This window comes from Nocardioides sp. GY 10113, from assembly GCF_004919105.1.
GTDB lineage: Bacteria > Actinomycetota > Actinomycetes > Propionibacteriales > Nocardioidaceae > Nocardioides.
This window is the reverse complement of record NZ_STGK01000012.1, coordinates 116383-127338: the sequence shown is the minus strand read 5'-3', so window position 1 is coordinate 127338 and position 10956 is coordinate 116383. Positions and strand designations below refer to the sequence as shown.

The 10956-nt window shown below is 72.6% G+C and carries 11 protein-coding genes; 2 read left to right on the top strand and 9 right to left on the bottom strand.

Annotated features, from left to right (window positions below):
- Positions 1–64: 64 nt before the first annotated feature.
- Positions 65–862, bottom strand: a complete 798-nt coding sequence (locus E8D34_RS15250; RefSeq protein ID WP_136595500.1) for a fumarylacetoacetate hydrolase family protein — start codon at positions 860–862, stop codon at positions 65–67.
- 34 nt (positions 863–896) lie between these two features.
- Between E8D34_RS15250 and kstD the strand changes: the two genes are divergently transcribed.
- Positions 897–2564, top strand: a complete 1668-nt coding sequence (gene kstD / locus E8D34_RS15245; RefSeq protein WP_136595499.1) for a 3-oxosteroid 1-dehydrogenase — start codon at positions 897–899, stop codon at positions 2562–2564.
- 61 nt (positions 2565–2625) lie between these two features.
- Complete coding sequence (locus E8D34_RS15240) at positions 2626–3504, top strand: MaoC/PaaZ C-terminal domain-containing protein (protein WP_136595498.1); 879 nt, start codon at positions 2626–2628, stop codon at positions 3502–3504.
- A gap of 10 nt (positions 3505–3514) precedes the next feature.
- Here E8D34_RS15240 and E8D34_RS15235 read toward each other — a convergent pair whose 3' ends face one another.
- The 8 genes from E8D34_RS15235 to E8D34_RS15205 form a co-directional block, all read right to left on the bottom strand.
- Positions 3515–4093, bottom strand: a complete 579-nt coding sequence (locus E8D34_RS15235; protein WP_136595497.1) for a hypothetical protein — start codon at positions 4091–4093, stop codon at positions 3515–3517.
- 118 nt (positions 4094–4211) lie between these two features.
- Positions 4212–4691: an MOSC domain-containing protein gene (locus E8D34_RS15230; protein ID WP_136595496.1), complete on the bottom strand. Its 480-nt coding sequence runs from the start codon at positions 4689–4691 to the stop codon at positions 4212–4214.
- Positions 4692–4723: 32 nt separating this feature from the next.
- The gene (locus tag E8D34_RS15225) at positions 4724–5890 is read right to left on the bottom strand and encodes a lipid-transfer protein (RefSeq protein WP_136595495.1); all 1167 of its coding nucleotides are present in this window, start codon (positions 5888–5890) and stop codon (positions 4724–4726) included.
- A complete protein-coding gene (locus E8D34_RS15220; RefSeq protein WP_136595494.1) occupies positions 5887–6279 on the bottom strand; it encodes a MaoC family dehydratase in 393 nt (130 codons plus the stop codon). Before E8D34_RS15220 ends, E8D34_RS15225 begins: the two co-directional genes overlap by 4 nt.
- A complete protein-coding gene (locus E8D34_RS20830; RefSeq protein WP_168929464.1) occupies positions 6276–6701 on the bottom strand; it encodes an OB-fold domain-containing protein in 426 nt (141 codons plus the stop codon). The genes E8D34_RS15220 and E8D34_RS20830 overlap by 4 nt, the downstream gene beginning before the upstream one ends.
- Positions 6698–7234: a MaoC family dehydratase N-terminal domain-containing protein gene (locus E8D34_RS20825; protein WP_168929463.1), complete on the bottom strand. Its 537-nt coding sequence runs from the start codon at positions 7232–7234 to the stop codon at positions 6698–6700. The genes E8D34_RS20830 and E8D34_RS20825 overlap by 4 nt, the downstream gene beginning before the upstream one ends.
- Positions 7231–9432, bottom strand: coding sequence for an acyl-CoA dehydrogenase (locus E8D34_RS15210; protein WP_136595493.1), 2202 nt, complete (start codon positions 9430–9432; stop codon positions 7231–7233). The genes E8D34_RS20825 and E8D34_RS15210 overlap by 4 nt, the downstream gene beginning before the upstream one ends.
- A gap of 63 nt (positions 9433–9495) precedes the next feature.
- On the bottom strand, positions 9496–10938 hold the full coding sequence (locus E8D34_RS15205) for a wax ester/triacylglycerol synthase family O-acyltransferase (protein ID WP_136595492.1): 1443 nt from the start codon (positions 10936–10938) through the stop codon (positions 9496–9498).
- Between the last annotated feature and the right edge of the window lie 18 nt (positions 10939–10956).

Below are 10956 nucleotides of genomic sequence, written 5' to 3'. Positions count from 1 at the left end.
GTTCTAGTTTTTCGGAATGCCGACCTGCCCGCTCATCGGGATCCGACGGGATCGGCGCCGGTACTCAGGGGCCGAACTCGACCACCAGCGGGGCGAACCCGCTGATCGCGGCCTCGACCTTGTCACCGGGGGCGAACGGGACGAACGGCCCCAGCGCCCCGGAGAGCACCAGGTGCCCGGCGCGCAGCGGGTCACCGAAGCGCCAGGCCTGCACCGCGAGCCAGCGCAGCGCCTCCAACGGATCGCCGAGGCAGGCGGCGCCGTTGCCGGCCGAGCGCTCCTCACCGTTGATCGTCAGCGACATCTCCACCTCGCGGGGCTCAAGCTCGTCGAGCCGCAGGCCCTCGCGACCGACCACGTAGAGCCCGCTGGAGGCGTTGTCCGCGACCGTGTCGGTGAATCCGATGTCCCAGCCCTCGATCCGGGAGTCGACGATCTCCAGCGCCGGGAGCGCGACCTCGACCGCCGCGCGCACCGCGGCCAGCGTGATCTCCTCCTCCGTCGCCGGGTCGATGTCCGCCCCCAGCACGAAGGCGACCTCGGCCTCGACCCGCGGCTGCACCAGCGTGCCCATCGAGATCGGGTGGTCGGCACTCACGTCCATGTCGTCGAGCAGGTAGCCGAAGTCGGGCTGGTCGACCCCCAGCTGGTTCTGGACGGCCTCCGAGGTGGCGCCGATCTTGCGGCCGACGACGGTGGCGCCGGCGGCGAGCCGACGGCGCACCAGGCCCTGCTGGACGGCGTACGCCGCCGGCAGGTCGTCGGTCCCGATCAGGTCCCGGACGGCGGCACAGGGCACCCGGGACTCCTGGGCGGCGGCGAGGCGGTCGACGGCGGCGGCGATGGCGTCGGGAGAGGTCACTCGTCGATACTAGAACCTGTTACAGTTTTCTGCCATGAAGGACTCCTACGACGTCGTCGTGGTCGGCGCCGGCGGCGCCGGCATGTCGGCCGCGCTCTCTGCCGCGCACCGCGGCCTGGACACCGTGCTCATCGAGAAGAGCGAGTACTTCGGCGGCTCCACCGCTCGCTCCGGCGGCGGCGTCTGGATCCCCGGCAACTACGCGCTCGAGGAGGCCAAGCAGGTCGATCCCGGTGACCGGGACGCCGCGAAGACCTATCTCGACGCGATCGTGGGCGACGTCGTCCCCAAGGTGCGCCGCGACACCTACCTCGACCGCGGCCCCGAGGTCCTGGACTTCCTCAAGGAGAAGACGCCGCTGCGCTTCACCTGGGTCCCCCAGTACGCCGACTACCTCCCCGAGAGCCCCGGCGGTCGAGCGGCGGGGCGCAGCGTCGAGCCCGTGCCGATGGACGCCCGGTTCCTCGGCGACGAGCTCGACCGGCTGCACCCGCCGTACACGAAGGCGCCGGCGAACATGATCGTCACCCAGGCGGACTTCCGGAAGATCAGCCTCGGACTGCGCACGATCAAGGGCCCGCTGACGATGGTCAAGGTGCTCCTCAAGCGCATGGTGTCGCTGATGCTGGGCAGGAAGATGTACGCGATGGGCAACGCCATCGCGATCGGGCTGCGCAAGGGCCTGGCCGACGCCGGCGTCCCGGTCGAGTACGGCCAGTCGCTGGTCGACCTGCGCGTCACCGACGGCCGGGTCACCGGCGTGGTGGTCGTGGACGCCGACGGCAACCGCCGCGAGATCGGCGCCCGCCGCGGCGTGATCCTGGGGTCGGGGGGCTTCGAGCACAACCAGGAGCTGCGCGAGAAGTTCCTGCCCGCCCCGACCTCGGCGGAGTGGTCGACCGGCGCCGCCTCGAACACCGGCGGCGGCCTGCTCGCCGGCACCGCCGCGGGGGCGGCCACCGACCTGCTCGACGACGCCTGGTGGGGGCCGACCATCCCGCTGCCCGGCCGCGCCTGGTTCTGCCTGGCCGAGCGGAACCTGCCGGGCTCGATCATCGTGAACTCCGCCGGCCGGCGGTTCATGAACGAGGCGCTCCCCTACGTGGAGGCGACCCACGAGATCTACGCCGGCCAGGCGACCGGCGTGGACCACGTGCCGGCCTACATGGTGTTCGACCAGACCTACCGCAACCGGTACCTCTTCGCCGGTGTCGCCGGCCGCCAGCCCTTCCCGGGCCGCTGGTACAAGGAGGGCGTCGTCACCCGCGCCGACTCCCTGGCCGCGCTGGCCGAGAAGGTCGGGCTGCCCGCCGACGCGCTCGACGCGACCGTCGAGCGGTTCAACGGCTTCGCTCGCAGCGGCGTCGACGAGGACTTCGGGCGCGGCGAGTCGGCGTACGACAAGTACTACTCCGACCCCACGGTGAAGCCGAACTGCTCGCTGGCGCCGATCGAGAAGGGCCCGTTCTACGCGGTCAAGATCGTCCCCGGCGACCTGGGCACCAAGGGTGGCCTGGTCACCGACGAGCGCGCCCGCGTGCTCCGCGAGGACGGCACCGTGATCGAGGGCCTGTACGCCGCCGGCAACGTCTCGTCCGCGGTGATGGGCAACACCTACCCCGGCCCCGGCGGCACCATCGGCCCCGCGATCGTCTTCGGCTACCTGGCTGCCGAGGACCTCGCAACCACCGCCGCTGGTTGAGCGGCGAGGCCGTCCGCGGCCGAGCCTCGAGACCAAGGCACGACCTCCGAAGGAGCTACCCATGCCCATCGACCCGTCCGTCGCGATCGGTGCCGACCTCGGCACCCGCACCTTCTCCTGGACCGAGTCCGACGTCCTGCTCTACCACCTGGGCATCGGCGCCGGGTCCCGCGAGGGGGACAACCTCTCCCCCGCGGCGCTGCGCTACACGCTCGACGGCCCGGACCTGCAGGTGCTGCCGTCGTTCGGCGTGGTGGCGCCGACCTTCCACGAGACCGACCCGCCGCCGCTGGACCTGCCGGGCTGCGACATCAACCTCGCCCAGGTGGTGCACGGCTCGCAGTCGATCCAGGTGAGCGGCCCGCTGCCGACCTCCGGCACCGCCCACCTGTCCGTCACGCTGACCGACATCTGGGACAAGGGCCGGGCCGCGGTGATCTGGCAGGAGGGCGTGGCGCGCGCCGACGACGGCACCGAGCTGTGGCGGGTCCGCTCCTCGATCTTCGTCCGCGGCGAGGGCGGGTTCGGGGGCGAGCGCGGATCGGCCGAGCCGGTCGTGCTGCCCGAGCGCACCCCGGACCTGGTGACGACCTACGAGGTCACCCCGCAGCAGGCGCTGCTCTACCGCCTGTGCGGGGACCGCAACCCGTTGCACGCCGACCCTGCCTTCGCCGAGGCCGCGGGCTTCCCGGCACCGATCCTGCACGGGCTGTGCTCCTACGGCATCGTGCTGCGCGAGCTCACCGACGGCCTGCTGGACGGCGACGCCGCCAAGGTCGGCGGCTTCAGCGGCAAGTTCGCCGGGGTCGTCTTCCCCGGCGACACGATCCGTGTCGCCGGGTGGCGCGAGGCCGACGGGATCGTCGGCTCCGCGACGATCCACGACGGCCAGCGCGACGGCGCCCCGGTGCTCTCGGACGTGGTGCTGAGCCTGTCCTGAGCGGCGGGCGTCAGCCCTCGGCGACCCACGGGGTGAAGCGGCGCGGCGCGTCCAGCCAGTCGGTCAGGCCGCGGCTGGTGCCGTCGCGTCGCGTGCCGGAGACGCGGACCGCGATCCGGACCTCCTCGGCACCGTCCAGGGCCGTCTTCGACATCCGCATCCGCACCTTGTCGCGGCGGTAGTCGATCCGCATCGAGTGCGGCCCGTCCACGGGGTCGCCCCAGGTGCGGTAGCCGAAGCCGTCCGTGTGCAGCAGCTGGTAGTCGGTGCCTTCGAAGTAGCCGCCGACGAAGACGAACTCCGGGCCCGGGTCGCTCGGGTCGGTGTCGACGAACACGGTACCGGCGGAGCCCGAGCTCGGACTGCGCCGGAGGTTGTCGTGGGTCGTGGTGACCAGCAGGCGCCGCGGCCCGTCGGCGATCCGAACCGCGAGAAGGTCCGATCCGTGCGGGGAGTCGTCGGCGTCGGTCACCCGGACGACGGCGGCGTCGGCGGGAGTGGCCAGGCCGCCGACCAGCAGCGTGGCAGCGGTGGCGGCGGTGGCGGTGACGGCGGTGACGGCGGTGGCGAGGCGAGTGTTCTTGGTCATGGCGTGACGGTCTCTGTGCGATGGGTGGCGGCGCCGCGGCGCCGTGGCCCCGATCGGGGCTCTCCCTGTAGACGCACCAACCCCCGACTCAGATGCATCGGATCCGAAGAATTCTCGATCAGCCCTCGGTATGGGCGCGCTGCTCGACCCGCTCCTCGATCCGGACCGGGTCGCCGACCGCGACCCGCCCGCCCTCGAGAACGCGGAAGACCGTGCCCGCGCGCCGGCGCAGCGCCTCCTGCGCGCCGTCGCCGATCGTGTCGTCCAGCAGACGGCACGGCGCCGCGACCCGGACCACCTCCAGCAGCGCCTCGCCGATCCGCAGCCGCACGCCCGGCTCGCGCGGTACGACGCCGTGGCTGACGGTCACGTTGCGCCGGGTGAGGTGGGCCGGGACGTCGGCGCCGAGCGCCTCGGCGGCCTCGGCCAGCGACGTCGCGGACTGAACCGTGACGTGGCGGTGCCTGGTGCCGTGGTAGCGGTCTCCGACGATCCCCTTGCCGGCCTCCAGGCACACCTCCGCGGTCGACCGCATCGGCAGCCGGGTCGCCTTGGCGACGTGGAGCCCGGTCACGGTCGGCACACTGTCAGCGGACATGCCCCGAGTATCCCGGGACCGCCCCGCCGCGGTCAGCCCGCCAGGATCAGCCCGCTGGTCGGCACGCCGGTGCCGGCGGTGACCAGCACGTGCTCGGCGCCGTCGACCTGGTTCACCGAGGTGCCGCGGATCTGGCGCACGCCCTCGGCGATGCCGTTCATGCCGTGGATGTAGGCCTCGCCCAGCTGCCCGCCGTGGGTGTTGAGCGGCAGCCGGCCGCCGACCTCGATCGCGCCGTCGGCGACGAAGTCCTTCGCCTCGCCGCGGCCGCAGAAGCCGAGCTCCTCCAGCTGCATCAGCACGTACGGCGTGAAGTGGTCGTAGAGGACCGCGGTGGGGATGTCGGCCGGGGTCAGCCCGGACTGTCGCCACAGCTCCCGACCGACCACGCCCATCTCCGGGATGCCGATGTCGTCGCGGTAGTACGACGTCATCACGAACTGGTCGCGGCCCGAGCCCTGCGCGGCCGCCGCGATCACGGCGGGACGCTGCTTGAGGTCGCGGGCACGCTCCGCCGAGACCACGACCAGCGCCACGGCGCCGTCGGACTCCTGGCAGCAGTCGAGCAGGTGCAGCGGGTCGGCGATCATCCGGGACGACTGGTGCTGCTCCAGGGTGATCGGCTTGCCGTAGAAGAACGCGTGCGGGTTGTTCGCCGCGTGGCGCCGGTCCGCGACGGCCACCGCCCCGAAGTCGGCCGACGTGGCGCCGTACTCGTGCATGTAGCGGCGCGCCTGCAGGGCGACCGTGGCCGCCGGCGTGCTCAGCCCGAGCGGGTAGGTCCAGGCGTTGTCCAGGCCGTTGGTGTTGACCTGGGCGGCGGCCCAGTTCTGCACCTGGCCGAAGCGCTGCCCGGATCGCTCGTTGAAGCCCCGGTAGGCCACGACCACGTCCGCGACGCCCGTGGCCACCGCCATCGCGGCCTGCTGCACGGTCGCGCAGGCGGCTCCGCCGCCGTAGTTGATCCGGCTGAAGAAGCGCAGGTCGCCCATCCCGAGCTCGCGGGCCACCGCGATCTCGGCGGAGGTGTCCATGGTGAAGGTGACCAGGCCGTCCACGTCGGCAGGGGCGAGGCCGCAGTCGGCCAGCGCCGCCTGCACCGCCTCGACGGAGAGCTGCAGCTCGGAGCGGCCCGACTCCTTGGAGAACTCGGTGGCGCCGATGCCGGCGATCGCGGCCTTGCCCGACAGGGTGCTCATGCCGCCACCTTCACGGTGCCGACCACGTGGTCGCCGAGCGAGACCGCGCCGACCACCTTGATCGTGGCGACCTTCACGCCGTCCTCCTCGGCGACGTCGACCACCTCGCCGGTGAAGGTGAAGGTGTCGTACGGGTACGCCGGGGCGCCGAGCCGGATCGCGATGCCCTTGATCTGCACCTGGGGCCCCGCCCAGTCGGTGACGTAGCGCTCGCAGAGCGCGGTCGAGGTCAGGATGTTGACGAAGATGTCCTTCGAGCCGGCCGCCTGCGCGACGTCCCGGTCATGGTGCACGTCCTGGAAGTCGCGGGTCGCCAGCGCGGTGGAGACCACCAGCGTCGGCGTGATGGGCAGGGTCCACTCCGGCAGCGTGTCACCGACGTTCATCATGCGTCCTCCCCCGCTCGGGCCACCCGGTGCCAGATCGGCAGGGTCAGCTCCTCGTCGATCACGTTCCAACCGACCGCCAGCCGGTCGCCGATGGCCAGGCCGTCCGGCCCCTCGGGCGGTACGCCGGTCACCTCGGCCACCATCCGCACGCCCTCGTCGAGGTCGACGAGCGCGATCACCAGCGGCAGCTCCTTGCCCGGCACCTGCGGCGCGTGGTGGACCACGTAGGAGAAGACGGTGCCCTCCCCACCCGCGACCACGAACCCGCGGTCCAGGGCGCCGCAGTCCGGGCAGGCCGGGCCGGGCGGGTGCCGCAGCACGCCACACTTGTTGCACTTCTGGATCCGCAGCTCCTGCGCGCGGGCGCCGTCGAAGAAGTACGCGTTGTCCCGGTTGACGACCGGGCGCACGGGGCCGCTCACGCTCGTCCCTTCGGGATGAACTTGAGGACCCGGAAGAGCATGGAGGCCACCTTCTCGGTGCGGCCGTCGGGGTGGTCGACGTACCAGGTGTTGCGGGAGGTGACGAAGTAGCCGACGCCCATCCCGGTCGCCTTCGGCCCGACCACCGAGTCGAGCGCCGTGGTCACCCGCACCCGCTCCCCGACCCTCAGGTAGCGGTCGTAGGTCTGCTCGCAGTTGGTGCCGAGCACCGCGGTGAAGCCGGCGTCGGTCAGCACGCGCATCATCGAGTGCAGCGGGTCGTCGGCGGCGGGCTTGCCGCCCAGGCCGTACATCGTCCAGACCTGCGCCATCGACGGCGGCGCCTCCCCCTCGGTGAACCGGGGGTTGTCCAGTCCGATCGCCTCGAGCCAGTTGTTGATCGTGGGCTGGTTGACCTCGTCGCGGGCGCGACGCTCGGCCGCCTCGCCCCAGCCCCTGATCCGCTCCGCCTCCGCCAGGACGTGCGCGTGCACCTCGGCGGGGACCAGCTCCTGGGCCACCTCGGCGCTCATCGGGGCACCCGCGGCAGGCCGAGGCCGAACATCGAGATCAGCTCGCGCTGGACCTCCTGGACGCCGCCGCCGAAGGTGAGCACCAGGTTCCGCTTGGCCTGCGCGTCGAGGTAGTCGAGCAGCTCCTTGGTCGCGGGCTCGCCCGGGTCGCCGTGCCGGTGCACGAGCGCGATGAGGTCGGCGAGCAGGTGCTGGACCTGGTCGGCGGCGAAGACCTTGGAGGAGGAGGCGTCGGCGACCTTGATCTCGCCGGCGGCCGCCGCCCGGGCGACCTCCCAGTTGAGCAGCTCGTTGATCCGGAACACCGCGGTGGTGCGCCCGAGGGCCTCCCGCACGTCGGCGGCGCCGCGGACGCCGGCGGCGTCCGCCCAGGCCACCACCTTGTCGCGCAGGCCCTCGATCCGCCCGGCCGGCCCGAGCATCACGCGCTCGTGGTTGAGCTGGGTGGTGATCAGCCTCCAGCCCTGGTTCTCCTCGCCGACGAGCATGTCGACCGGCACCCGGACGTCGTTGAAGTACGTCGCGTTGACGTGGTGGGAGCCGTCGGCGGTGATGATCGGCGTCCAGGAGTACCCGGGGTCCTTCGTGTCGACGATCAGGATCGAGATGCCCTTGTGCTTGGGCGCGTCCGGGTCGGTCCGCACCGCGAGCCACAGGTAGTCGGCCTGGTGGCCGCCGGTGGTCCACAGCTTCTGGCCGTTGACCACATAGTGGTCACCGTCCCGCCGGGCGGTGGTGCGCAGCGAGGCCAGGTCGGTGCCCGCGTCCGGCTCGGAGTAGCCGATCGCGAAGTGCACGTCGCCGGCCAGGATCCGGGAGAGGAACATCTCCTTCTGCTTCTCGCTGCCGTACCGGATCAGGGTGGGGCCGACCGTCTGCAGCGTCACGGACGGCAGGTGCACGTCGTGGTACTGCGCCTCGTTGGCGAAGATCGTCTGCTCGATCTCGCCGAGCCCGTGGCCGCCGTACTCCTTCGGCCAGCCGACGCCCATCCAGCCGTCGTCGCCCATCCGCTTGATCAGCCGCTGGTACGTCGGGCCGTGCCGGTCGACGGCACCGTCCGGGCCGGGGTCGGCGGGGTGGCCGAACTCCTCCGAGAGCCCGGCGAACCAGGCGCGCAGCTCGGACTTGAGCGCGCGCTGGGCGTCGGTGAGCTCGAGGTTCTTGGCGTCGGCGTCCTCGACCGGCACGTGGGCGGCGGTGGTGTCCAGCGCGTGCGCGAGGTCCGTGCCCCAGGTCGAGTAGCCGACCAGCGGGTAGGTGATGTCGACGCCCATGCCGCCGTGCAGGTGGTGGCAGGTGCGGAAGGCGTACGGCGCGACCTGGCTGGCCCAGTAGCCGGCGACCGCGAGGTCGTCACCGGCCGGCAGGCCCTCGCCCACCCGCCAGACCGCGTTGTCGGCAGCCAGGTCCAGCGTGCGGGAGGTGACGTAGACGTCGGCCATCTGCAGCGAGACGGCCTGGAACTCCGCGAGCGCGCGGCCGAACTGGCGGCGCCCCTTCACGTAGTCGGCGGTCAGGTCGCGGGCGCCGGCCAGGACGCCGGCCGCGGTCACCGCCAGGCCGGCCCGGGCCAGGTCGAGCAGGTGGTCCGCGGCGCCGTCCTCGAGCAGCTCGACCGGGGCGCCGTCCAGGACCACGGTGTGCTGGTCCTGCCCGCTGGACGCGGTGGCCGGCATCAGCCGGACGCCGGGGGCGGCGGGGTCGACCAGCGCGACGACCCGCTGCTCGCCGAGCCGGGCGGTGACCAGCAGTCGGGAGGCCTCGGCCGCGTGGGTCACGCCGATCTTGCGGCCGGTGATCCGGCCGTCGGCGACGGTGGTGGCCGGGAGGTCGTCGGGGCCGCTCGCCGGGCCCAGCCCCAGGCCGGGCTCGCGAAGGGCCGCGGCCAGGCGCACCTCGCCGGCCGCGACACCGGGCAGCAGCTCCTTGCGCTGGGTCTCGGTGCCGTACGCCGCCAGCGTCAGCGCGCCGCAGCACAGGGTGTCCCAGGCGGGGGTCTGCACGCCCCGGCGCCCGGCCTCGCGCAGCAGCACGGCGACCGCCGCCAGCCCGAGCCCCTCGCCGCCGTACGCCTCCGGGACGGGCAGCGCGGTGAGCCCCGCCGCGGCCCATGCCGACCAGTCGGTCGCGTCCGCCTCGCGGTCGAGGACCTCGCGGACCACTTCGCCTACTGCGTTGATCGCGTCTGCATCCACAACTGGAACTGTAACGTGTTCTAGTTAGTTGCCGCGATGCCTCCCGCCCATCGGGAAGGCAGGTCACTCCTCGACCTGGTCCTCGGCCCGGTCCTCGGCGCCGCGCTCGGCGACCTCCTTGCGCAGGCGCTCGAGCTCGCGCGGGAACTCGCGGACCAGCGTCTCGACGTCGGGCACCGACTCCCGGCACGCGATCGCGCCGACGTGCACCCGGCCGGCGTTCGACATCACCGTGATGTTGAGCCCGGAGCCGTGGTAGACCGGCCCGAGCGGGTAGAGCCCCTCGATCCGCCCGCCCATGAAGTAGAGCGGGATCGGCGGGCCCGGCACGTTGGAGACCACCAGGTTGTGCACCACCGGGTGCTTCTCCGGCAGCCGGAGCGCCGCGTAGGCACGCACCGCGAGCCCGAAGGTGCGCGGCGCGGCGAACTCGGCCCAGTCCTGCAGGGTGTCGGCGCCGATGGCGTCGTGGTGCTCCTTGGCGTACCGGTTCCGCTCCGCGAGGAGCCGCAGCCGCTCCAGCGGGTCGCCGAGGTCGGTGCCCAGCTTGCAGAAGAGGGCCGAGACCTTGTTCGCACCCTCCGCCCGGTTCGAGGCCTCGCGGACGCTGACCGGCACCGCGGCCAGGAGGGTGGTGTCCGGCAGCTCGCCGCGGCCCTCGAGGTAGGCCCGCAGGGCGCCGCCCACGATGGTGAGCACGACGTCGTTCACCGTCGCGCCGCTGTCGCGCTTGACCTCCCGGATCTCGTCGAGCGACAGGTCGGCCAGCGCGATCGCGCGGCGCCCGGTGATGATCCCGTTGAACGCGGTGCGCGGCGCCGAGAACGGCGCGGCCATCGCGGTGCCCTCGCGGGCCCGCCCGATGGTGTTCGCGATGAACGACACCGAGGGCTTGATCACCCGCACCAGGTTCAGCGGCTTGGTCACGGTGTCGATCACGGCACGCCCCAGCAGCGCCCCCCGCGTGGGGTCGCCGCCGAGGGGACGCTCCTCGACGCTCAGGAACTCCGCGTCCGGCTCGAGGGCGCACAGGTGTGAGAGCAGGTTGGCCCCGGAGACCCCGTCCACCGTCGCGTGGTGACTCTTGACCAGGACCGCGATCCGCTCGCCGCCACCGGGGTCCGGGGTGTAGCCCTCGATCACCCACATCTCCCAGAGCGGGCGCGACCGGTCCAGCGGCAGCGACGCGAAGTGCGCCGCCAGCTCCATCAGCTCGGCGTAGCCGCCCGGCGTCGGGAGCGCCAGCCGGTGCAGGTGACGCTCGATGTCGAAGTTGCGGTCCTCGACCCAGACCGGGTGGTCCAGCCCGAGCGGCACGCCGCGGATCTTGCGCAGGAAGGTCGGCAGCCCCCGCACCCGTGCGTCCAGGGCACGCTGGAAGCGTGGGAACGAGTACGGCTCCGGCATCGTGCTCGGGTCGATGACCAGCACCGCGCAGACGTGCATCAGCTGCGCCGGCGTCTCCAGATACAGGAAGCTCGCATCCAGCCCACTCAGACGCTCCATCGACCCACTCCTCGCTCG